This window comes from Alishewanella sp. BS5-314 (assembly GCF_025377695.1).
Lineage (GTDB): Bacteria > Pseudomonadota > Gammaproteobacteria > Enterobacterales > Alteromonadaceae > Alishewanella > Alishewanella aestuarii.
Genome location: NZ_JACEHJ010000001.1, coordinates 133,015 through 157,559 on the forward strand (window position 1 = coordinate 133,015; position 24,545 = coordinate 157,559).

Below are 24,545 nucleotides of genomic sequence, written 5' to 3' on the forward strand. Positions count from 1 at the left end.
GCAGGACCGACTCCGGTACGACAGGCATACCGGAGTCGTGATGCGGTGTAGTCTTGAGTTTGGTGTTTTTCTCACTATCGCAGGAGCGACTCCGGTACGGCAAGCATACCGGAGTCGTGATGCGGTGTAGTCTTGAGCTCGGTGTTCTTCTCACTATCGCAGGACCGACTCCGGTACGACAGGCATACCGGAGTCGTGATGCGGTGTAGTCTTGAGTTTGGTGTTTTTCTCACTATCGCAGGAGCGACTCCGGTACGACAGGCATACCGGAGTCGTGGTGCGGTGTAGTCTTGAGCTCGGTGTTCTTCTCACTATCGCAGGACCGACTCCGGTACGGCAAGCATACCGGAGTCGTGATGCGGGGTAGTCTTGAATTTGGTGTTTTTCTTACTATCGCAGGACCGACTCCGGTACGACAGGCATACCGGAGTCGTGATGCGGGGTAGTCTTGAATTTGGTGTTTTTCTTACTATCGCAGGACCGACTCCGGTACGACAGGCATACCGGAGTCGTGGTGCGGTGTAGTTTTGAGCTCGGTGTTCTTCTCGCTATCGCAGGAGCGACTCCGGTACGGCAAGCATACCGGAGTCGTGGTGCTGGGCTAGGTTTTTAGATAGCGGGCAAACCAATCCAGGGTGCGTTGCCATGCCAGTTTGGCAGCGGCTTCATCGTAACGGGGTGTAGAATCATTATGAAAGCCGTGGTAAGTGCCGGGATAGAAATGGGCTTCGAAGGTTTTATTAGCGGCTTTTAGTGCTGCTTCTACCGCCGGCCAGGTTTCGTTGACTCTGGGGTCGTTCTCCGCAAAATGATATTGCAACGGCGCCTTGATTGGCGCTACGGCGGCCGGATCTGCCTGCCGGCCATAAAAAGGTACAGCACAGGCCAGCTCTGGATACGCAATAGCCGCCGCATTACAGACACCGCCACCATAACAAAAGCCGGTGATGCCGATTTTATCGGTGGTCAGCTCGCTGGCCATTAAAAATTCAAGCGCAGCGAAGAAATCGTTTAACAGTTTTTGTGGATCAACCTGACGCTGCAAGGCCCTGCCCTCGTCATCATTGCCCGGATAACCGCCAACCGAGCTTAAACCATCCGGTGCCAGCGCCACATAGCCGGCTTTGGCTACCCGCCGTGCCACATCTTCGATATAAGGGTTCAGGCCACGGTTTTCATGTACCACCAGCACGGCTGGCGCGGGCTGTTCCAGCTTGGCGGGCTGTTCCAGCTTGGCTGGCCGCACCAGGTAGGCGCGCACCTCACCATGTCCATTGGGTGACGGATAACGAATATAGCTGGCGATAATCGCGGGGTCGTTAAAAGAGATCTGCTGTGCCAGTGCATAATTCGGGGTTAGCGCGGACAGTAGCGCAACCGCCGTCATTGAACCGACGGCAAATTTAGCTGCCCGCTCTAAAAAATCACGCCGGCTTAATTTGCCATGCACGTAAAAATCATACAGCTCAAGTAATTCCGGGCTAAAGTCGGCGGCGGTTAAACGGGGCATAATGCTCTCCTAGGATGCGTATTTCTTTGTAACTGTTAACGCAGTCTAGAGCATACCGGTTCAATCTGCTGCGTTCTGCTGCGACCAGCCGCCATCTGTCTACGCCCGATAGCGGTGAGCCGGAAACGATGATGCAAAGCTTAATCAGTAATAGTACAAACTGCGGGCACGCTAGCCCTAATTTGTTGCTCACTATCCTGAATATTGGCATCGTCAGGCGCCAGCCGCCGCGCAGCTTTGATCAGTTCGAGCGCCTGCGCTTTGCAGCCCAGCTCACTCAATACCAAAGCATAATTATTTAAATAGGCCGGTTGCTGTCTGGCCAGCGGCAGGCCCTGAGCAAACCAGGTGGCGGCCTCGGCCGGTGCTTGCGCTAAAAAGTGATTACCGAGTAAAAAATACGGTAGCCAGTAATCCGGCCACTGTTCGGTGGCGCTGATTAGCGCTGTTACGCCGGCTGTAGTCTGGCGGGTTTGCAATAGATCCTGACAGGCTCGGGTATAAAGAAAGGGGTCCAGCAGTGCGCTGGTGCGCCCGGGCGGCAACATCGCCAGTAGCCAATAGTTAGCTCTGTGCCAGGTCCGCTCAAAGGTAGCCAGCGGAAGCCGGTACTCGGCGCTGAGACCGCTATGCAAAATAATCTCGCGCCGATCCAAATCATAGCCAATGACAACTGCATAGTGCCATTGCGGCAACCAGCTAAGACCATTGTTTTGCAGTACGATCACCGGGATTTTTTCATCAATTAGCTGTAGTAACTGGCTCAAACTGCCGCGCTGTTCATAAGCCACAAAGCCCAGCTGGCGGCTGGCAGCGGCCATTTCAATTTGCAGGCTGCCCTGCAGCCCCGGCGTAAAGGTAAGACTGGCAATACTATCGGCGCTGTGCTCTACCCCATAATAGGCAGCCACTTCCGAGAGTGTGGTTGGGCCACAAAAATAGTCTTGCTGTGGATAGAAGGGTACTGTGCTCAGCAAGGCCTGGCGGCTGATTGCCGGTGGCTCAGCTAACAGTTGCCGGCTTTGCGGTGGGCTTTGACAAGCCACTAACAATAACAGCGTTAGCAACAGGCCGATTTTCAAGCCGGCCGTCGCATACTTGATCAGCATCAGTTGGAATTGATAGGACGAATAAAGGGATAAACGTCAGTAATGCCCATTAGGTCCAACACCGCCACAACCACCAGCACAGTGACGATAGTGCCCACGACACCACCCGCCGGCATCTCATGTAACTGACTATTAAGCGCAGCCAGTTCCGCATCGGTCATATTGGCAATACGCTGGGCGGCGTCCTGCTGGCTAACACCCAGCTGCACCAGCTTTTGCTGCACTTCGGCCGTATCGAGGAACGACAGTACCTGCTGCTTATTATAATGGTGTTGCTGCTTGGCAATAACCTGCTCAGAGCTGATTACACCAGCGGACGCCTGGCTCAAACCAAACGTCAGGCTGGCGGCCAGTAAAGTTGCGGTAATTAGCTTAGCTTGCATTTCGGTATCCTTGTAGTTAATAACAGAATCTGCAACAGCAACAACTAAGATAGTACTGCGCTGCTGAACGCTAACTGACTGAGATTAGACCAATAAAAACCAAGCTGCAAGGAAGGAACAGGGTCCTCGGCAGCGTCGCTACCGAAGACCTTAGCGCGCCGTAGCGCGCTGTCAGATCACTTATCGTGATGTAAACGCATATGCGGGAACAGGATCACATCGCGGATCGAGGCGGCGTCGGCTAGCAACATCACTAAGCGGTCGATACCGATACCCTGACCTGCTGTTGGCGGTAAACCGTGTTCCAGCGCGGTAACAAAGTCTTCATCGTAGAACATGGCCTCATCATCACCGGCGTCTTTTTGCGCAACCTGCTCGCGGAAGCGCTCGGCCTGATCTTCGGCATCGTTCAGCTCGCTAAAGCCGTTACCCAGCTCGCGACCACCGATAAAGAACTCAAAGCGGTCGGTGATCTCCGGGTTATCGTCGTTACGCCGCGCCAGCGGTGATACCTCAGCCGGGTATTCCGTGATAAAGGTCGGATGCCGCAGCTTGGTTTCCACCAGCTCGTCAAACACTTCCATCAAAATACGACCATGACCATAGTTGGCTTTAACTTCAATGCCCAGCGATTTTGCCAGCTCAGCCACCGACTCGCGGGTCGCCAGCTGCTCTTTGGTGATTGACGGGTTGTAATGCAGGATCGACTCTGTAACAGACATCCGCGCAAACGGCTTACCGAAGTCAAACACCTCGCCCTGATATGGCACTTCAGTGCTGCCCAGTACGTCCAGCGCTAAACCACGGAATAACTTCTCAGTTAAGTCCATTAAGTCGTTATAGTCGGCATAGGCCCAGTAAAACTCCAGCATAGTGAATTCCGGGTTATGCCGGGTCGACACGCCCTCGTTACGGAAGTTACGGTTTAACTCAAATACCTTTTCGAAACCGCCAACCACCAGCCGCTTTAAGTACAGCTCTGGGGCAATGCGCAGGAACATTTGCATATCCAGCGCATTGTGGTGGGTTTCAAACGGCCGTGCCGAGGCACCGCCCGGAATGGCTTGCAGCATCGGCGTTTCGACTTCTAAAAAGCCATGCTCGTTAAAGAAACGGCGGATATAGGCTACGGTTTTGCTGCGCACCAAAAAGGTTTTGCGAGATTGCTCGTTTGAGATCAGATCCAGATAACGCTGGCGGTAACGCGCTTCGTTATCGGTTAAACCGTGGAATTTGTCTGGCAGTGGGCGCAGTGCTTTGGTTAATAAGCGGATTTCCGTCGCCCATACCGTCAGCTCACCGGTTTGGGTTTTAAATAAATAACCTTTTACACCGAGGATATCGCCCAGGTCCCATTTTTTAAACTGGTCGTTATACAGGCCCTCTGGCAGGCTGTCGCGTGCCACATACACCTGAAACTTGCCGCCCATATCCTGCAGCGTACAGAAGCTGGCTTTACCCATAATACGGCGGGTCATCATCCGGCCGCCCAGGCTGACTTCTACCTTGTTGGCTTCCAGCTCTTCTTTGCTTAACGCATCGTACTTGGCATGAATTTCATCAGAGATATGCGCCCGGCGAAAATCATTCGGGAAGGCAATGCCCTGCTCGCGAATCGCCGCCAGCTTATGTTTTCGCTCAGCAATCAGTTTGTTAACATCCTGAATTTCTTCATGTTGGTTATGCTGTTCAGACATTTGTTGATTCCTGAGTGAGTTAAAAAATTACAAACCGGCTTTTAAGCTGGCTTCAATAAATTTGTCCAGATCGCCATCCAGCACCGACTGGGTATTGCGGGTTTCTACCCCGGTACGCAAGTCTTTAATGCGCGAGTCGTCCAGTACATAAGAGCGGATCTGGCTGCCCCAGCCGATATCCGACTTGGTATCTTCCAGTGCCTGCTTTTCGGCATTTTGCTTTTGCAGCTCAAACTCGTACAGCTTGGCGCGCAGTTGCTTATAGGCATTGTCGCGGTTTTTATGCTGCGAGCGGTCATTCTGACACTGCACCACGATATTGGTTGGTAAGTGGGTGATCCGTACCGCTGAATCGGTACGGTTAACATGCTGACCACCGGCACCCGAGGCGCGGTAGGTATCAATACGTAAGTCTGCCGGGTTAATTTCGATTTCGATATCGTCATCGATTTCCGGCGACACAAACACCGAGGCAAAAGACGTATGGCGGCGGTTACCGGAGTCAAACGGGCTCTTACGCACCAGGCGGTGTACGCCGGTTTCGGTACGCAGCCAACCATAGGCGTATTCGCCGGTAAATTTAATGGTACAGCCTTTAATACCGGCCACGTCACCATCGGTCACTTCGTACAGCTCGGGCTTAAAGCCTTTATCTTCACCCCAACGCAGATACATCCGCATCAGCATGCTGGCCCAGTCCTGGGCTTCGGTACCACCGGAGCCAGCCTGAATATCCAGATAACAGTCGTTCTGATCATGTTTGCCGGAGAACATGCGGCGGAATTCCAGCAACGCCAGTTGTTTCTCCAGATCGGCCAGCTCAGCTTTGGCTTCTTCAAAAGTCGCTTCGTCTTCGGCTTCGACCGCCAGTTCCAGCAAGCCCTGCACATCTTCCAGGCCCTGGTCCAGCTTGTCGATAGTGCCCACCACCTGCTCCAACGCCGAGCGCTCTTTACCCAGCGCCTGGGCTTTGTCAGGAGTATTCCAGATAGCGGCGTCTTCTAACTCGCGCGAGACTTCTTCTAAGCGTTCTTTTTTGCCATCGTAGTCAAAGATACCCCCGAAGCACATTGGTGCGTTCAGTAACATCTTTGATGCTGTTATATACCGGATTCACTTCAAACATGGGATAAACCGACCTGTAGGACGATAAAAAAATTGGCGCGGATTATAACAAAAAAACTGCCGCTACGGGCAGTTTTTAACAGCAATCTTCAACCAGGGCTTGTTGCAGTAGGCTTACAGGCCTTCCATATAGCGCACGATCAGCTGCAGGCTTTGTTGTTCGCGATATTCGTTAATATCCAGCTGGTAGGCCAGCCGTACCCGCTGAATATTCACATTGGGCCAGGCTTTGTTATCGGCATTAAACCAGATCGCATCAACCAGCTTGCCGCCGGGGCCTTTTAGCAGCATTTTTAAATGCCGATCGGCCAGCATTTTCTGGCTTAGCAGCTGAAACTCACCATCAAACACCGGCTCCGGAAAAGCCTGGCCCCAGGGCCCGGCATTTTGCAGCAGCTGGGCAAAACTGAGCTCAAAACACTCCGCCTCCAGCTCACCGTCGGTTAACACCATCGCGGTCAGTTGCTCCGCTGTCAGGTATTTTTTTGCCGTCAGGTTAAATGCCAGCGCAAAGGTATCGAGCTTGTCTGCGCTAATGGTTAAACCGGCTGCCATCGCATGGCCGCCAAATTTTTTAATCAGCCCCGGATACTGGGTTGCCATCTCTTCCAGCACATCACGGATATGTAAGCCAGTAATTGAACGCGCCGAGCCTTTTAACTCGCCGTTATCCCCCTCGGCAAAAGCAATGGTCGGCCGGTGAAACTGCTCTTTAATACGGCCGGCCAGAATACCAATCACGCCCTGATGCCAGTCGTGCCGGTATAAACACAGGGTTTCCGGTAAATTGCTGCCATCAAAGGAGAGTTGGCTCAGCAGTGCCTGCGCTTCCTGCTGCATACTTTGCTCGATACTGCGCCGCTCGGCGTTCAGGTTATCCAGCTCGGCGGCATATTGGCGCGCTAAACCTAAGTTTGGCGCCAGTAAACAACTGATGCCAAGCGACATATCATCCAAACGGCCCGCGGCATTCAGTCGCGGCCCCAGTGCAAAGCCAAAATCACTGGCAGTCAGTTTGGCCGCATCCCGATTGGCGACATCAATCAGCGCCTGAATACCGGGCCGGCATTTACCGGCGCGAATGCGCATTAAGCCCTGATGTACCAGGATGCGGTTATTGGCATCCAGCGGCACCACATCGGCGACGGTACCCAGTGCTACCAGGTCGAGCAATTCCGCCACATTAGGCTCGGTTAGCCCCTGTGCAGCAAAATAACCCTGGTCACGTAAGGTCGCACGTAATGCCAGCAATAAATAAAACGCCACACCAACACCGGCCAGCGCCTTACTTGGGAAGTTACAGCCGGGCTGATTCGGGTTAACAATGGCATCGGCATCCGGCAGCGTATTGCCCGGTAAATGATGGTCAGTGACCAGGACTTTGACACCGGCACGTTTTGCCAGTGCCACGCCTTCGATAGCGGAAATGCCGTTATCAACGGTAATAATCAGCTCAGCGCCCTGCGCTACGACAATTTCGGCCAGCTCCGGCGTTAAGCCGTAGCCGTATTCAAAGCGGTTCGGTACCAGATATTCCAGATACTTAAAGCCAAAGGCCTTTAAGCCACTCATCAATACGGCGGTGCTGGTAGCGCCATCGGCGTCGAAGTCGCCAACAATCACAATACGTTGCTGGCTGGTCAGCGCCTCCACCAGTAGGGCACTGGCGCGGTCGATATCTTTTAGTTGCGTAAAAGGCAGTAACGCCGAGGCCTGACGTTGTAGCTCACTGGCACAGCTGACGCCCCGGCTCAGATACAAACGGTGTAATACCGGGTGCAGTGCCGGATCCAGCACACTTTCAGCTTGTGCCGGCAATGGCCGGCGGCTGATTTGTTTTAGCTGCAAAGCTTAGCCTCCGCTGGTTAGCTGTTGCAGTAAGGCCGCGGCCGGCATATAGCCCGGTATAATATTGCCATCCGGCAGGATCATCGCCGGGGTACCGTTAATGCCAAAGAACTGGCCCAGCGCATACTGGCTGGCCACCGGGTTCTGACACATGGCTTTGGCGACAGACTTGTCGGCTTTTGCGTTATCCATGGCAGCGTTTTTATTCTTTGCACACCAGACATGCTGCATTTGTAAGCCAGTTTCCGAGCCGACACCGGCCCGCGGATAAGCCAGGTAGCGCACCGTAATGCCGGCATTATGGTAGTCTTTCATTTCCTGATGTAACTTGCGGCAATAGCCGCAGCTTGGATCGGTAAACACATGCACCACATACTTCTCTTTCGGTGCCTTATACTCAATAACCTGGTCTTTTTGCTCTAACAGTTTTTGCTGGATTAGCGGTGCCATCAGCTGATCTTTCAGGTTAGTGGGAACCCGCTGCCCACGCACCGTTTGCCATTGCTGCAGATCCAGCACATTACCGGCAATCAGATAACGGCCATCTTCTGACATAAAAAACAGCCCCTGATCCGTCAGTACCTGAGCAACCCCGGGCATCGGCGAAGCTTTGACTTCCTGCACATTTAGCCCAACTTCTGACAACGCCTGGCTGATTTTTTCATTGGCAACCGCCGTTAGTGGCAGCATGGCGGCAACAAGTACCGATAACAGGGTTTTAACTGACTTTTTCATAATGCTTCCCACTCCGCTAACCACGCGGATGATGTTGTTGATGCAATTGCTGTAAGCGCGCCTGCGCGACATGGGTGTAAATTTGTGTGGTAGAGAGATCACTGTGCCCCAGCAACATCTGCACCACCCGTAAATCCGCACCGTGATTCAGCAAATGCGTGGCAAAGGCATGCCGAACCGTATGGGGCGACAAGGTAGCCCGGATGCCGGCTACTTTCGCATAAAACTTAATCCGATGCCAGAAGGTTTGCCGTGTCATCAGCTGTTGCCGGCTACTGGGAAACACTACATCACTAAGCTGACTTTGCAGCGCCGGCCGCGCTTCTTTTAAATAGCGGCTAAGCCAGTACTGTGCTTCTTCGCCCATTGGCACCAGGCGCTCTTTACGCCCCTTGCCCAGCACCCGCACTATGCCCTGCTGCAAATACAGCTGTTGCATCGATAGCGTCACCAGCTCAGTTACCCGGATGCCAGTGGCATATAACAGCTCCAGCATGGCTTTATCGCGAAACTGGATCAATTCACTGATATCCGGCGCGGCCAGCAAGGCTTCAACATCCTGCTCCGACAGCGTTTTCGGCAAGCTGCTGCCTATTTTCGGGTTAATCAGCTCTGTGGTTGGGTCTTGCGCAAGCTGTTGTTGCTGCACCAGATAACGGTAAAAACGGCGCAGGCTGCTCAAAAGCCGCGAAGTGCTGCGCGGGTTAAAACCTTCGTCATAGCGTTTCGCCAGATAGCGGTTAATCAGATCACTGGTTACTGCCGTAAGATGGGGTTGCCCCTGTTGCTGGATAAAACGACCAAAATGTTTCAGATCGGTGCCATAAGCACTTAGCGTATGCACACTGGCGGCCTGCTCCAGTTCCAGTTGTTCCTGAAACTGTTGGATCAGGTGCTGATTTTCGGCGGACAGCGGTGGTGTTGGCATAAGCTTTCTTTCTTAATACGTTACGGCTAGTGTAACGGAGGCCCCCCTTAGGGAACAAGGGTGCTGATCTGCTGCCAGACGTCAACTACCCCTGCTTGTTGATGGGCGCAGGGCGCACACTATGCTAAACTGCCGGCCGTTTTTAGCGTGCAAACACACTCTCGATAAAAAGGTCTGCCAGATGAAGATTGGCTTGTTTTACGGCTCAACGACTTGTTACACCGAAATGGTGGCAGAAAAAATTCAGGCGCTGATTGGCCCGGAATATGTGGCGCTGCATAACTTAAAAGATACGCCGTTAACTGCGATGGCTGACTATGACATTCTGATCCTCGGCTTATCGACCTGGGACTTTGGTGAAATTCAGGAAGACTGGGAAGCGCACTGGCCGGAGATTAATCAGGTGGACTTGAGCGGCAAAACCATCGCGCTGTATGGCATGGGCGATCAGCTGGGCTATGCCGAGTGGTTTCAGGATGCACTGGGTATGCTGCATCATGAACTCGCCAAACAGCAGGTAAAACGGGTTGGCTTTTGGCCAAATCAAGGCTATGACTTTATCGCCTCGAAAGCTGTAACACCCGATGGCGAGTGGTTTTATGGCCTGGCACTGGATGATGAAAATCAATACGAGCAAACCGATGAGCGGCTGGCGCAGTGGGTGGAACAAATTTTACTGGAAATTTCTGAAATAGGTTAGTGATTTAATACCACGATTTTGAGAATAAGCGGGCGACGGCAATCGCCCGCTTATTCACTTTGTTAAAAAATATAGCCCGCTTGCAACCAGATACGGGTCTTATCGCCCGGCTCACTAACCGACTCACCCGATAACTGACGAGCTACCTGCGCCCTCAGCAGCAGCCCTTGACCATAACGGCCACTCCAACCCACACCAAAACCAGATAACTTTTGATAAGAGTCTGACTTCACTGCCCGCGCCTGCCCCGCCTGTGCAAATAAACTCCACTCATGCTGCAATTGCTCATTACCCGCAAAAGGCCGGCTCAATTCTACACTCAGCAAGCTCGCGTCCGTACCTGATGCCTCACTGTAGGGGTAAGCAGACACAGAGCCTACGCCGCTTATCCCCAAGCGCTCACTTCCATCCAGGTTCTTACCCCCAAAACTGCTTTGGTGGCGCAAGCTGGTCCGTAAACGAAAGCTATCCGGTAATAAACTTAAGCGACTTAGACTAAGATTGATTTTGGTAAAACGTCCATCCGTATCTGGACCTAACGGCGACTGGTCAAACTCCAGTGATAGCGCATCACGGATATTTAAATCGCCATGCCCCAAACGAATATCGGCCTCTGTCAAACCATCCAGCCCCCATAAGTACGCCTCATCCCGCAGACTAAGTCCCGCGCTAAGCACCTGAGAGCGCTTGCGTGTCTCTGTATCAAAAGCCTTTACCTCATCTTTTAGATTACGCATCGCATAACCTGCACTAAAAGCGATAGTCTGCGCCCGGATACGCCGAATGGGATAACTGACACCCAGGTCAAAGCCAGTGGCAACGCCTTCTGCATCCAACGCCGCAAAGCGACTACCCAGAGTATAATTGGTGCGTGATAACGCTGCTTCACCCCGCCAGCCACTAGCGCTTAAAACCGTCGAATACCCGGCCCACCCGTTTAGCAAGTCGCCGTTGAGTGAGGTCAGTCCGGTTATCGACAAACTGTCACCACTGCCAGTCGGCGAATTCCAATCCCAGTTTACGCTAAGACGCTCGCGGCCTGTCGCCTTAGAGCCATAGTTATCCAGCAACATATAACCCTGATGCTCCGGTACCGCAACAGTGCCTACCGCAAAATCTGACGTGCCTACTGCCTCACCGGGCATCACATCCGCTCTGACAACCTGCACACCTGGCGTGTCATTGATAATCAGCATCGCTCGCTCTAATGTATCCAGCGAAACAATGTCATATTTTTTCACATCATCCAGCATGGCCTGTACGATGCTGTCCCGCACCAGAGAACGGTTTTCCAGAATAAAACGACCATAATTACCCTCAACTGCCCGCAGTACGATGACATCGTTCATCACCTCCTGCGCCGGAATATAAACTCTAGCTACAAAGTAGCCGCGGGTACGGTAGTAACGGGTTAGCTCTGTTGCCACAGCCTCCAGCTCAGCCAGCGTCATCGCTTTACCCGCATGGCGGTTCGCAATCGCTTCAAGCTCAGTGGCTGCCATCTCGCGACTCCCCTCTACCCGAAAGGCGCTAACCTTTACCAGCTCTCCACCATCCGGTAAACTCTGCATCGGTGAAGCCAGTTCAGCACCAACCTGAGGTAGCGGTGCCTTCGGCCGCTCAACCTGCGGCTTAGCCGGCACCTCACGCAGCACATCACCCACCTGCGGCACCGTGCTCTGCGCCATCACTGCCGTTGTCATACAGGCGATGTTTAACGCTAACGCGCCGCGCAATGTTTTTAATAAATCAAGCTGCATATTCTTATCCTTCTTTTGCTCAGTGCGCGTCATTGTGGATTACCTTTTACCAGGAAGATTTTTTGTTGCACGCCCTCTGGCAGCCTGACACCACCATTGACAATCTCCGCCAGAGAGTTACGGCTTACCGGAACCCGGATTTCCCGCTCACCCTGAGCACCCGCACCACTTGTCTCACCAAACAGCAATGACTCTGCTTCATTAAGCGACAGTACCAGTGTCTCTTCATCCTCGTCCGCCATTGAAACCATCTGTGCACTGCCCTCACCAAAGGCTGCGGCCAACGCCGCTGGCAAGGTAATGACAGCTGTCAGTCGCTCGCCACTATATATTAAGGCTTCAGAACCACGAATAACGATTGATGTAACACCTTGCAGTTGCAGGCTCTCCCGACCAATAGTGGTAGCCAGCAAGTTCGTCAAAGCCGAAGACGCGCCGGGCGCAGGTGATACCGCCGGATTAATCATCGCAGTCAAACCCGTTTGTGCTGCCAACTCATAGTTTGCAGCCAAACCGCCGTTAATGCCGTCGGCAAGACTGTAAAACACCGTCGCGGTACGGCTACCCGGCTCTGCCGAGTCAAAGGTACCCGTTGCACTCACGACCAAGGTTTCATTACCCACCAATCCTTGCAGTTGCCCCAAGATCACCTGTGCTAATGTCGACCCATCAAATACCTTGTCTTGCACCTGGGTGCCGAGGATACTCAGGCTGCGGCGTAAAATATCCGCCAGCAAGACCTCATCCGCCAGCGTGTAGTTCGGGTTATCCAGCGTATAGGTCACCGTCACTGATTTACCCTGACCCGCGTTCTTATCAGCAAAGCTGCCGCTGGCACTGACATTCACGCTGTCACCATCTACCAAACCCTGTAACATACCGACTGTTACCGATGCCGTGGTATTACCATCATAGGTTTTATTACTCACCACAGTGCCGCTGATACTCAACGCCTTCGCCAGAATATCCGCCAGCAGGGTTTCATCCGCCAGCGTGTAGTTTGCGTTATCTAGCGTGTAGGTCACCGTTACCGATTTACCCTGACCCGCATTCTTATCAGCAAAGCTGCCGCTGGCGCTGACATTTACATTGTCACCATCTACAAAGCCCTGTAACGTACCGACTGTTACCGATGCCGTTGCGGTGCCATCAAAGGTTTTATCAGCAATAGTAGTGCCAGACACGCCCAAAGCTTTGGGTGTTATCAGAGCTGCCAGCAACTGCGGACTCAACGTATAATTGGCGGCCAACCCCGTCCCATCTGCCAATTGGTAAGTCACTGTTACACCGCGCTGTCCGGCGTTGGCACTGTCAAAGACCCCGGAACCTGTCACACCCAGCGTCTCAGCGCCCACAAGACCTTGCAGGGCGCCCGCTGAAATATTCGCAGCAGTAGTACCATCATAAGCCCGGCCTGATACCAAAGTTCCGCTTATGGTAAGCGCCTTAGGTGTAATCACCGCCTGCAGCTGCTCACTGGTTGTTGCCAGAATAAAGTCAATGAGGTTACTGCCACTTAGGCTATAACTGACTGTAGCGGTGCGGTTTCCGGCATTTGCACTGTCTAGCTGCGCACTGGCATTCACCGTTACATCCTCACCCGGCTGCACACCATTTATACTGCTAAATTGCACCTGAGCCTGTGTTGTGCCATCGTAATCACGGCTCACCACTGTAGGTGCATTTACCGTCACCAACGATGCATAAGTCTGCCATACTGGGGCGCCCAGCTCTTCTGACCAAATCAGCGTAGGATACAAATTGCCCGCAAGCGGAGTAGCAATATCCCAACCGGCACTCTGGAATATGCTGGAGCGTTGCATTTGTGTGGTGGTTTTAGATTCAATTTCACCAAGAGTTGACCCAACACTTAAGTAAGGCAAACCAACAGCAGAAGATGCGTTATATGCTGACAATGTAACGGAATTATTTTGATCCCAAAAGTTATTGCTCAGCATCGGTATTAAATCAGCCTCACCGATAAATGCCGCATGACGCCCCGTAGCAATCACTGAACCTGAAAAATAACTGTTTGAAATACTAATTTCAGGTGTTCCGCCGTTTGGAATAGTCGCGGGAGCAACGAAATATCGGCCAATAAATCCTCCCACAGCTTCAACGCCTGATACATTACCCTGCGCATAAGAATTAGTGATCTCAATAGCAATATTGGGGTACGCTAATCCAATCAGGCCACCGACGGCCTGACCGCCAACCACATTACCTGTTGCAAAGGATTCCCAAATACTAGTTGCATCCAACTGACCAATTAGACCACCAACACTTTGCGAAAATGGTGCGTTTGGTGTTATTACATTGCCGGTTGCATAAGCATTTCGTAGTTCATAAGCATCAAGGGTATAACCAAAAAGACCACCGACTGCTTCCACATACTCTTGCCCTGAGACTGGGCTAACATTAATTGCGGTCACATCGCCTGTAGAGAAGACACGGTGGAGATTGCCGTTATCCCAACCACCGGACAAGCCACCAACTGAATAAATTTCTCCATTGGCTAAATTAACGTCTAACACACTCCCATTTACGTCGACACGCGAATAAATATCTGATGCCTGCTTTACACCTAAACGTCCAGTCAAACCGCCTACATTGCGCTGCCCGGTGACAGAACCTGTAGAGAAAACGTTGTGAATGAGGAGATCACGGCTACCTATCAATGCGCGGGTTCTTCCAGCTAAAACCCCCACTCTTTCAAGCCCTGTTACCTCGGCGTTGACAAAACCAACATTTGAAATTGTTCTTGTGGTGCCACTTGATGGCCGTATAACACCAAACAACCCTACATCTGATAGACTAGGACGATTAACATAAAAATTATCAATTATATTGCCTAAGCCGTTAAAGCTACCTCTAAAGGTATCACTACCGCCTATAGGGCCAAAACCAGCACCGCTGTCCCAACCAAATGTTGCTGCAGCGTCAATATTACCAGCTAAAGCATAATGCCCGTTTAAATCTCCTTGCATCCCCTGCAAACTGCCTAGTGCTGTATCTGTATGATCAGTTCCAATCCGATTAATCAGCGTGTAAGCCTGACCATTAATCGTAAGAATACCCTCGCCGCCACGGAGATCTCCCTGCGCATCTTTAAACTTAATACTGCCGCTGAAAGAATCCGTTTGCGGATTAAGCCGCATCTTTAACAATTTATCGTCGCTGTACTGGCTGCCATCAAACCCAACATCAAGGTTTAATGTACTATTACCTCGTGCAACAATAGGCGCGTTAACGAGGATATCGCCACCGGCCTCTAATGATAAAGCGAAATCAGACCATTCAAATGCCTGAGTAATCAACATATCACTCTGACTAAGAATTTTCGCACCGGCTTTAAAATCTTCGGCTAGGTAACCCGCATCAATTTGCGCCTGTGACAAGCTAATGTTGCCACTGGCAAAAGTTAGTTGTCCGTTGTCTAGTGTCAAACTACCACTACCCTGCTGGGCACTAAATGTACCGCCAGTTTGCAGAATTACGTCGCTAAATACCGAGTACAGCATGCTAAACGGAATAACCCAGACACTGCTGCCACCAATCTCAGTACTCCAACGTAACTGTGGGTAAGGGCCGGCAATATCCGCAGCAACGATATTCCAGATAGGTGCATTAGGGTTGCTGCCACGGAACGTGAGAATATCGGACATTTGCGCGGTGGTTTTTCCTAAACCGCCAGCACTGCCGGAGGTTTGACCTGATGAGCCTATACCTGAAGTTGTAACATTCCAGAAACTATTAGAAATTATGGCATTTGAATTATCTTCGAACGCGATCAATCCACCGCGGATTCCACCAGGGGCTACTGTTACCTGACCGACAGAGTAACTATTAACCACTCGACTTTCGTTTGAATATCCAATAAAACCGCCCACTTTGTCGACACCATTCACATTACCAATTGCATAACTATCTCGAACCTCTCTTGTACCATAATTGTTGTTATAGCCGATTAAACCGCCAACATTATTTTGACCGTGTACATTTCCAGTCGCAAAGGACTGAAGTATTTCAGTTTCATACATAAACCCTATAAGCCCACCAACCGACTCAGAATTTGTGGGATCAGAAGTGACATTTCCCGTGGCATGTGACTGCTTTAGACCCTGCGTACCGTCAATATCGCCTATTAACCCCCCGACACGCGAAGCACCCGCAGAAGCATTTACATCGCCAGTTGCAAAAACCTGGGACAAGCTACCCGAATCCCAATAACCGATTAACCCACCTATGCCCTCGCCACTACCTTGAACATTTGCACGAGAGTAAAGGTGTTCAGCATGCTTACCTCCCCACTGCCCAAATAAGCCACCCACTTTGCTAGTGCCAGTTACTTGCCCCGAACTGAAAACGTTAACAGCACTGAGACTTCGATCAAAACTAAGGCTTGCATAGCCTGCAAAAATTCCAGTCTCTCTTCCCCCAGTAACATTGGCGTTGCGAATGCCGATATTTGAGATCAGTGGCTGTACCTCCGCGCCTCCGGGGAAAACACTAACATAAGTTCCAAAAATTCCAACCCTGTCTTCATCTGGACGATTAATGAATAGATTATCGATGGTATTTCCTAGACCGTTGAACGAGCCCCTTACAAAAGGGAACCCTTGACCAATAGGCTTAAAGCCAGCTCCACTATCCCAATCAACAGTATTAATTGCATTAATATTGCCAGCAAGCGCATAGTTTTTAGTTGAATGTGCCTGCATTCCCTGCAGTGTGCCCAAAGTGGTGTCGGTGTGACTTATGCCGAGCGAGTTAATAAGCGTATACGCCTGATTGTTAATAGTCAGAATGCCATCACCACCACGCAAACCACCTACACCATCGGTAAAATTAATTTTTCCGGTAAACTGGTTATTACCCCTGTCCATTTGCATCCGGACGAACTTAGTTGTGTCGTAACTGCTGCCATCCCAACCGGTTTTTAAATCCAGCGTACTGGTGCCACTGGCCGTAACAACGGCGTTTACATTGATATCTCCATGAGCTTCAAGAGTAAGCTTATTTGCCGACCAGGTGAGGTTTGCATTTACATTTATATTCCCGACTTCGCTGCCAGAGGCTACGGTTTGAATCACGACATTACTGCCAGCTAAGGCTGACTCTAATGTTTGAGCACCGATACCACTATTTGTCTGTGAAATATTGCCCTGAACAATATCAAAATCAGTTGGATCTATTAACCAAGTGCCGGTTTCGCCATGATCAGATAATGTCGTAATATTAACATCATTAATCTGTACATTTGCTGCAGAGGTTTCAATAAAGCCGCCATTACCGCCTTCCGATGCGCTGGCATCTAACTTGCCGGCGACTTCAATACGGTCGTTCTCCATGCCACCCAACAAGAAAATCCGGCCTTCTTTGTTTTGAATGGTCTGGGCACGAATTTCACCGGTGTTATTCACCACCGTGCGCATCACTTCATCCAGGCCCTTAGCGGTAAGAGTAACTAAACCACCGTCCGCAATAATCGCCTGTTTGTTTTCTACCAAAGCCTGCAAGGTGCCACGCTCAATGGTGACGCCCACCAGCGAGTCACCGTTAAAATTCAGGGTCAGCTTATCTGCCGCCGCAAGCATCGCGGTGCCAAGCCGGGCATGAATTACCCCCTCATTGGCAACTTGCTGCCCCAGTAACGCAATATAACCCGCATCAGCAGCCTGCAAGGTACCTAAATTGATAATACTGCCACGGCCTGAGCCTGCTTCAAAGGTCGAACTGCCAGCCACAAAATCGGCATCACTCATATCCAGCGTGGTCGCTATCAGGCTACCTACGTTAACTTGCGCATCACGGTTAAATAGCACGCCATGACTGTTTAAAACCCACACCTGGCCATTAGCATTTATAGCGCCGTCTATCACACTGCGCTCATGCCCTACCACCCTGTTTAAGGTAATGGCACTGCTGTTCGGTTGCAGGAAGTTTACCGTAGCATCACTACCTACACTGAAGCTGTGCCAATTAATAGCGCCGCGCTGTGTTGCCTGCTCAATGTTCATCACATTGCCTGCACTATTTATCGTAATCTCACCAACCGTTACTGTACCGTTTCGAGGCAACGTATTAGCAGGTAGCGCATTCGACACCGCCATCGCAACCCGCTGTGGCGCCACGCCCGTCATACCCGCCTGTACCGGATCAAAAGCAGCAACCGACGAAGCCCAAGCGCCTTGGCTCATCAGCCCAGCAGCCATCACTGCGCCAACAATCCGGCCCTTTTTGCCACGCGATTTTGCTTTTTCACTGACAACAACAACCTGCTGCTGAATGGGGTCCCAAATTAGACGGTAGATACGATTCATAGGTGGATTCCTTCAGATAAACAAAAGCATGAATGTCATGAGCAAATCCACTGACCAGAACTTTATCAACCAATGGATTTAGCCAAGATAGACAAGATAAACGGTATATTTTCAATATACTTGATTATATGAAAGAGGATGAGATAGGAGAGACACTTTAAATACCAATTTCTCTCTTTTTCTCACTGGATAAGAATTTTGCTGACAAGTTGCAGGCGCTGACCGGGTAAGGTAGTTATAAATAGATTGATCTTGGTCACTTTTCGGATTTTTGCTCGCAACCGGCTAATGTGGACATCTAAGCGATGCATATCGTACTGTGCGGGTTTTGCACCTAACTGCAAAACAATATCATGCTTTGATACCGGTTCACTTTGTCTTGCTAAATACTGCAGTATTAAAAGCTCACTGGATGTTAAATTTATAATTTCAAAATCTGGTGATATAAGTATCTTCTCTGCTGTATTAATTTTCCATGGAAAAAGCGATTCATTGTTTTTATTAAAGTCATTTTTTTTCCATTCCGCCCTTATTATTTCCGATAGATCCTCTGGAATGATAGGCTTTACTAAATAATGTTCAACTTTTAACTTGGCAGCTTTTATCCTATCATTTGCGCTTGTACGAGCAGTTAGTACAATAATAGATATTTTTAGATTACTCCGTAAAAACTCTATCAACTCTAAACCATCTTCTCCTGGTAAACCTAGATCAACAACAGCCAAGTCAAAGTTATTAACTGCAGCTTGCTTATAAAACGCCTCTGCACTTGGCACAGACCAAACTTGAAAGCCATCCAACTCAAGCCATGCATGTAAAGCTTCACGCTGATTTGTATCGTCTTCAATCAAAACTACTTTTAATGACATTTACTGCTAGTCTCTATAATTACTGGCAAGCGAACGCTTACACAGGCGCCACCTCCCGTTCTATTTTCTATAGTTATATTTCCTGAAAATAAATCAAGAATTTTTTTTACTAAATACAAACCTATACCAGTACCGCTTACTTTGGTTGCTGCAGAACCACGAGTATATTTCTTAAACATTTGGTCTATCTCAGCTGGAAGAAATCCCGGGCCACGATCTGCAATGTTAAACGAAATATCTTGCAAGGTTACAACGAGATTGAATTCAACACATGCGCTATTGGGAGAATACTTTAAAGCATTATCAAGTAAATTTTGCATTAAGATTTCAAGTAATAAAGGATCGTTTACCGTTGTTTGAGATTCGCCTAGAAGCGTAAGGTTAATAACCCTGTTCGGATACTGCGAGCTTAAGTTATATATAACATTGTTGGCCAATACTAGAATGTCGCAAGAATGAGCTTCAGGCCTAATTTTGGTCTGCAAACGATCGGCCGCTGCAAGACTATCCATAAAGTTTCGAAAGCGCGTTACCGCTTGTCTTATTTTTAACGTCATGTCTAATGCAAGCTGTGGATTTTTAATTTCTAGTGCTTTTTCAAGAACCGCAACACTGCTATTGATAACAGACATGGGTGAACGAAGCTCATGCGATAGCATCGTAAGTAATTGCCTATTCTCTTCCAGTGCCTGCTCGGTTTTTAACTGAGATTCCTGAAGTCTGATTGTTCGATGGAGTACTTTATGCTCTAAACTTTCGTTAAGTTTTTGCAGTTCAATTTTAGCAAGTCTTAATTGCTTATTACGGTAACCAAACAGCAACAATGTTAGCAACAAGCTACTAACCCCAAGGATTAATAGAAATAAATATTGCTTATACAACTGCCAAAATGTTAATTCTGCAAACTTGACGACACTATTCTGAGGGAGATTTTTATCAGAAATACCCCATTTGTGTAATTGTCGATGGTCAAAATAATAGCCTGAACCACCTTCACGATAAATAATAGATTTTGTTGAATCCGAACTGGCTAATGCTTCAAAAGTTAGGTTAAGTAAATCTGAAGCCAAGTGCTTGGTATCAGCTAGGTAGCCACCAACAGCTCCAGCCCCTAAGAAAGAGCTCCAAAAGGTAAAAATAGGTACAGACGCCTGTTGGCTGATAATATTTAAAATGTTTCTGGGTATAAAACGCTGCCCTGTAACATCTAACAAAGTAGGGGTATAAAAAATAACCGAGTCTGTAGGTAGGGTAGCAACCTTAGAAATCGCTTCCTGTATGGGTATGTCACTTAAATTAACCAACGTTATAGCTGGGTAAGTCTTGAGTTCTTGCTTTATATGCTCTAACTTGTCGTTACCTACCGGGCTATTATCGACAAAAGCATAAATTTTAGAAGTCGCAGGTTTTAGCTTTAAAACGAGTTCTATATTCCGCTTTATTTGCATTGAAGTAATCAGTGCAATAACCTTACTCTGTGTATTAACTAGCGAGGTATCCCCCTCATCCCCAGTGTAGATGTGAATAAAGGATTTAGAAAAAATTTGCGGCGCGTAACTTACTAAAAAGCGGGTAGCGTGACCTTGTAAGGTTATAACAACGTCAGGTTGCTTAGTTTGATACTTTTTCTTGTATAATTCTGCAAGATGTTGGGCGTAAAGCGCATCAGAATAAGAAGATAGGCCTGTATATTCATAGTCAACCTGCACTACACCAAGCTGCTGTGAAGCAAACGCATTTAATAACTCCTGCATGACAGCGTCAGACCAAGGCATACCTACGCTATGCGAATTTAGGATCAGTACTCTACTAGGCTCTGGCATAGCACTCGACAAGCTGCTCGTAATCAACATAAAAATAACAACTAGGTGAGAGATGTGGTAACTCAACACTTTATTTTTCAGTCTCATTACTTTGCATTCCATTATTAGGCGAGTTTATTGCCTATTTAAGCCAAGCTCTTTTTCTAAACCCAAAACTTAAAACTAAAATTTCAAATAAAAATCAACAAGTAAATTGCGATAGGCTGAAGAATATTCATTGCTGCTCTGATATATTAATAGCTTTGTAATCACAGGTAAATCAGGCTTTGTATATCTAATCCAGCTTTGTAAATAACGGCTTACCGGTTTATCGGCTTTACTTTTCACAGTACAAAGCCGCTGACACAACCAGCCGCTCTCTACCGCGGTTTTAGTAAAAGCCATCTGACTGGCGGCCGGCAATACCAGACTAAACTCTCCACCAGGCGCTAATAAACTGGCGGCTTTCTCTAACAACGCAGCAAAGGGCAGACTAGCGGTATGCCTGGCCTGTTGCCGCGTGGCATCCTGACTTGGCAGCGCATCCTGAAAAAAAGGCGGGTTAGAAATAATTAAAGCATAACGTTCAGCAGTGCTATAGGTTAGAATATCGCCCTTTATCACGCGAATGGCCTCAGGCCAGGGGCTTGCTGCCACATTAGCGGCAGCCTGGGCAGCGGCATGGGTATCGAGCTCCACTGCCGTGATCGGAATGTGGCCCCCGGTGCGCTGTGCCAGCATTAAACTTAAAATGCCACTGCCGCTGCCAATATCCAGTATGGCCGGATTAGCCTGTAACGACACGGGCAGAGTGGCCCAGGCACCCAGTAACAGCGCATCGGTGCCGACTTTCATCGCGCAGTGCTGATGGCCGATATAAAATTGTTTACACTGAAAACCTGCTGACATAAGCCCTCCGGCGCGGAGTGTAACGCGCCAGCCGCTAATGTCACAATATAACAGCTTAAGGAAATAACATGAGTTTTGCCGAGTTCCAACTGGATGACGCCTTAAATCAGGCGCTGGAAAGTGCCGGTTTTGATCAGCCTACCCAAATACAGCAACTGGCGATCCCGCCGGCGCTGGAAGGCCGTGATCTGTTAGCCAGTGCCCCCACCGGTACCGGCAAAACCCTGGCCTTTGTGTTACCGGCAATTCAGTATCTACTGGATTTCCCGCGCCGCGATCCGGGCTTTGCCCGGGTACTGGTGATGACACCAACCCGCGAGCTGGCGTATCAGGTTTACGATACTTTTAAACAATTCAGCCAGTTCACCACGCTGAATGTCGGTTTGATCACCGGCGGTATTAATTACGGCAGTCACAAAGATACGCTGGAAAAGAACAACGATATTCTGGTCGCCACCCCGGGCCGCTTAATTGAATATCTGGATGCCGAGAGCTTTCAGGCCGATGAAGTCGAGCTGCTTATTCTTGATGAAGCTGACCGCATGCTGGATATGGGCTTTATCGGTGAGATGAATCGCATTGTGCTGGAAGCGCGCCGCCGCCGCCAGACGTTCCTGTTCTCTGCCACGCTGGAAGGCGCCTCGTTAGAGCGCTTTGCCGAAAAAGCACTGAAAGAGCCGGAACATGTCGAAGCCAACCCATCGCGCAAAGAAAAAGCCAAAATTTTGCAGTGGTGCCATCTGGCCGATGATGCCAACCATAAGCTGGCGCTGCTAACCCATATTCTGAAGCAGCCCGACGTCAGTAAAGCCATAGTGTTCGTGAAAACCCGCGAGCGGCTGGCAACGCTAACTGGTCAGCTGGAAACCGCCGGCATTAAGTGCTGCTGGCTGCAGGGCGAAATGCCGCAGGACAAACGTTTACAGGCGCTGGCACGCTTTACCAATAATCAGGTACGGATTTTAGTTGCCACCGACGTGGCGGCACGCGGTCTGGATATCGACGATATCAGCCATGTTATTAACTATGATATGCCGCGCAGCGCCGATGTGTATGTGCACCGCATTGGCCGCACCGGCCGCGCCGGTAAAAAAGGCACCGCGATTTCGCTGGTTGAAGCCCATGATATGGCAGTGGTTGGCAAGGTTGAGCGTTACACCGAGCAGCCGTTAAAGCGCCGGGTGATCGACGAGCTGCGGCCAAAACATAAAGAAGCCAAGGTCACCAAGAAAAAGAAAAAACCGGGCCGGGTTGCCGCGAAAAAGCTGGCACCGAAAGCCAAAAAGTAAGCTTTGTCACCTGCCATTCTTCAGCCCGGCCGCACTCTGCGCCGGGCTGCCGTTCGAAAAAACGCCTGATTTTCCGCCCTAGCTGCTGCATTTATTCCAAAGTTATGCTACCAATAGGAATAAATTATTACTGATAAGCATGGTGCCGCTGATGGATAAACGACAATTTCTAAAAACCAGTGCGCTGGCATTAAGCCTGCTGCCGCTTACCGCTTGCGCTGTACCGGCCGGTGCTGCCACGGCCAAACGGCAAGTGACTGGCCGCATTCTGCCAAAACCGCTGCGCAAGGGCGATACGGTGGGCTTAATCGCCTCCTCGGCTGCCGTCGCGGATCTTGAAGATCTGGCAATCGCCCGCGAAACCCTGCAAGCCCTGGGTTTTAAAGTAAAAAGCGGCCGCTTCTATAACGAACGCCGTGGCCACTTAGCTGGCAGAGATGAAGATCGCGCCGCGGATCTCAATGCCATGTTTGCCGATCCAGAGGTGAAAGCCGTGATCTGTGCCCGCGGTGGCTCTGGCGCAGCCCGCATTTTACCGCTGCTGGATTATCAAATGATCCGCCGCAATCCTAAGCCATTGCTCGGTTATTCCGATATCACTGCGCTACATAATGCCTTGCTGGCACAGTGCGGTTTGGTCAGTTTCCATGGCCCGAATGGCATAGGCAGCTGGAATGCCTTTAATGTTGATCAGTTTGAGCGGCTGTTCTTTAAACAAGAGCTGATGCAATACCAGAACGAGCAGGATCTGAAAGGCGAGCTGGTGCAACGCGAAAACCGCACCCGAATCATTACCGGCGGCAAAGCTCAGGGCCAGCTGATCGGCGGCAATCTGACCGTATTAACGGCGCTGGCTGGCACGCCTTACCTGCCGGATTTTCAGAATAAGATTTTATTCCTCGAAGATATTGAAGAGCAGCCATACCGTATCGACCGCATGATGAGCACCTTAAAGCTAATGGGCGCGCTGGATAAAATTAAAGGCTTTATTTTTGGTGACTGTAACCGCTGTACCCCAGGCAACGGCTGGGGCAGTTTAACCTTAGATGAAATCTTTGCTGACTTTATTAAGCCGCTCGGTATTCCGGCTTACCGCGGCGCCATGATTGGTCATATTCCAAAGCAGTTTATTGTGCCGGTTGGCGCTATGGCAGAAATGGATGCCGACGCCGGCACCTTCCGTTTGCTGGAGCCGGTGTTTCAAAGTTAGCCCATATTAGCCTTACCTGCCTGATAAAAAGCTTAGCAAAAATCTGCTAAGATTTTTACATTAAAGCTACATCTTGTCCGTTGCCCGCCGACTCTGGTAAGTCTGCTTACCCCATTGTGTGTATTGGTGTGTGCAAGATTGCGAAACGGAGCTATAATGAGATCTATAGATCTGATCAGGGAACTGAAAGCTGCAGGCTGTGAACTAAAACGGCAAGGCAAAGGCAGCCATCAACTATGGTATTCGCCACTTACCGGCAAAACCTTTGTCGTCCCCCATCCCAAAGGTGCTTTACCTATTGGAACATTAAAAGCGATCAGAAAAGCCGCTGGTATATAGTGAGGTAAT

The 24,545-nt window shown here is 49.9% G+C and carries 17 protein-coding genes; 4 read left to right on the plus strand and 13 right to left on the minus strand.

The window, feature by feature from the left end; all coding sequences use genetic code 11:
• Positions 1 to 601: 601 nt before the first annotated feature.
• From yghX to xerD, 8 genes are all read right to left on the minus strand, one after another.
• On the minus strand, positions 602 to 1,510 hold the full coding sequence (gene yghX, locus H1D31_RS00645) for a YghX family hydrolase (protein WP_261255161.1): 909 nt from the start codon (positions 1,508 to 1,510) through the stop codon (positions 602 to 604).
• 140 nt (positions 1,511 to 1,650) lie between these two features.
• The gene (locus H1D31_RS00650) at positions 1,651 to 2,619 is read right to left on the minus strand and encodes a PA2778 family cysteine peptidase (protein ID WP_261255162.1); all 969 of its coding nucleotides are present in this window, start codon (positions 2,617 to 2,619) and stop codon (positions 1,651 to 1,653) included.
• Complete coding sequence (locus H1D31_RS00655) at positions 2,619 to 3,002, minus strand: PA2779 family protein (protein WP_261255163.1); 384 nt, start codon at positions 3,000 to 3,002, stop codon at positions 2,619 to 2,621. The genes H1D31_RS00650 and H1D31_RS00655 overlap by 1 nt, the downstream gene beginning before the upstream one ends.
• 176 nt (positions 3,003 to 3,178) lie before the next feature.
• A complete protein-coding gene (gene lysS / locus H1D31_RS00660; protein WP_008608940.1) occupies positions 3,179 to 4,699 on the minus strand; it encodes a lysine--tRNA ligase in 1,521 nt (506 codons plus the stop codon).
• A 27-nt stretch (positions 4,700 to 4,726) separates the two neighbouring features.
• Positions 4,727 to 5,825, minus strand: a protein-coding gene (gene prfB, locus H1D31_RS00665) for a peptide chain release factor 2 (RefSeq protein WP_162097744.1) whose coding sequence is annotated in 2 segments (ribosomal slippage) — positions 4,727 to 5,749 and positions 5,751 to 5,825 — 1,098 coding nt in all. Because the reading frame shifts where the segments join, the coding sequence is not laid out codon by codon here.
• Between the two features lie 113 nt (positions 5,826 to 5,938).
• Entirely contained in the window at positions 5,939 to 7,672 is a 1,734-nt protein-coding gene (gene recJ / locus H1D31_RS00670; protein WP_261255164.1) for a single-stranded-DNA-specific exonuclease RecJ, read from the minus strand.
• Between the two features lie 3 nt (positions 7,673 to 7,675).
• Positions 7,676 to 8,407: a bifunctional protein-disulfide isomerase/oxidoreductase DsbC gene (gene dsbC / locus H1D31_RS00675; protein WP_261255165.1), complete on the minus strand. Its 732-nt coding sequence runs from the start codon at positions 8,405 to 8,407 to the stop codon at positions 7,676 to 7,678.
• 16 nt (positions 8,408 to 8,423) lie between these two features.
• A complete protein-coding gene (gene xerD / locus H1D31_RS00680) occupies positions 8,424 to 9,320 on the minus strand; it encodes a site-specific tyrosine recombinase XerD (protein WP_409976773.1) in 897 nt (298 codons plus the stop codon).
• A 196-nt stretch (positions 9,321 to 9,516) separates the two neighbouring features.
• Between xerD and fldB the strand changes: the two genes are divergently transcribed.
• Complete coding sequence (fldB, locus tag H1D31_RS00685; protein ID WP_261255167.1) at positions 9,517 to 10,035, plus strand: flavodoxin FldB; 519 nt, start codon at positions 9,517 to 9,519, stop codon at positions 10,033 to 10,035.
• A 62-nt stretch (positions 10,036 to 10,097) separates the two neighbouring features.
• On the opposite strand, the gene H1D31_RS00690 is transcribed toward fldB, so the two are convergent.
• The 5 genes from H1D31_RS00690 to H1D31_RS00710 all read right to left on the minus strand — a co-directional run bounded on the left by H1D31_RS00690 (position 10,098) and on the right by H1D31_RS00710 (position 21,698).
• Positions 10,098 to 11,828: a ShlB/FhaC/HecB family hemolysin secretion/activation protein gene (locus H1D31_RS00690; protein WP_261255168.1), complete on the minus strand. Its 1,731-nt coding sequence runs from the start codon at positions 11,826 to 11,828 to the stop codon at positions 10,098 to 10,100.
• Positions 11,825 to 18,118 carry a YDG domain-containing protein gene (locus tag H1D31_RS00695; protein WP_261255169.1) on the minus strand — a complete coding sequence of 2,098 codons (6,294 nt, stop codon included), beginning with the start codon at positions 18,116 to 18,118 and terminating at the stop codon, positions 11,825 to 11,827. Before H1D31_RS00695 ends, H1D31_RS00690 begins: the two co-directional genes overlap by 4 nt.
• A 182-nt stretch (positions 18,119 to 18,300) precedes the next feature.
• Positions 18,301 to 18,987, minus strand: coding sequence for a response regulator transcription factor (locus tag H1D31_RS00700; RefSeq protein WP_261255171.1), 687 nt, complete (start codon positions 18,985 to 18,987; stop codon positions 18,301 to 18,303).
• Positions 18,978 to 20,897, minus strand: coding sequence for a sensor histidine kinase (locus H1D31_RS00705; protein WP_261255172.1), 1,920 nt, complete (start codon positions 20,895 to 20,897; stop codon positions 18,978 to 18,980). The genes H1D31_RS00700 and H1D31_RS00705 overlap by 10 nt, the downstream gene beginning before the upstream one ends.
• Before the next feature lie 75 nt (positions 20,898 to 20,972).
• On the minus strand, positions 20,973 to 21,698 hold the full coding sequence (locus H1D31_RS00710; protein WP_261255173.1) for a tRNA1(Val) (adenine(37)-N6)-methyltransferase: 726 nt from the start codon (positions 21,696 to 21,698) through the stop codon (positions 20,973 to 20,975).
• A gap of 68 nt (positions 21,699 to 21,766) precedes the next feature.
• On the opposite strand from H1D31_RS00710, the gene srmB reads away from it, so the two are divergent.
• The 3 genes from srmB to H1D31_RS00725 all read left to right on the plus strand — a co-directional run bounded on the left by srmB (position 21,767) and on the right by H1D31_RS00725 (position 24,536).
• On the plus strand, positions 21,767 to 22,987 hold the full coding sequence (gene srmB, locus H1D31_RS00715; RefSeq protein WP_008608947.1) for an ATP-dependent RNA helicase SrmB: 1,221 nt from the start codon (positions 21,767 to 21,769) through the stop codon (positions 22,985 to 22,987).
• 151 nt (positions 22,988 to 23,138) lie between these two features.
• On the plus strand, positions 23,139 to 24,197 hold the full coding sequence (locus H1D31_RS00720) for an LD-carboxypeptidase (protein ID WP_261255174.1): 1,059 nt from the start codon (positions 23,139 to 23,141) through the stop codon (positions 24,195 to 24,197).
• A gap of 156 nt (positions 24,198 to 24,353) precedes the next feature.
• Positions 24,354 to 24,536, plus strand: coding sequence for a type II toxin-antitoxin system HicA family toxin (locus H1D31_RS00725; protein WP_261255175.1), 183 nt, complete (start codon positions 24,354 to 24,356; stop codon positions 24,534 to 24,536).
• Positions 24,537 to 24,545: the final 9 nt, after the last annotated feature.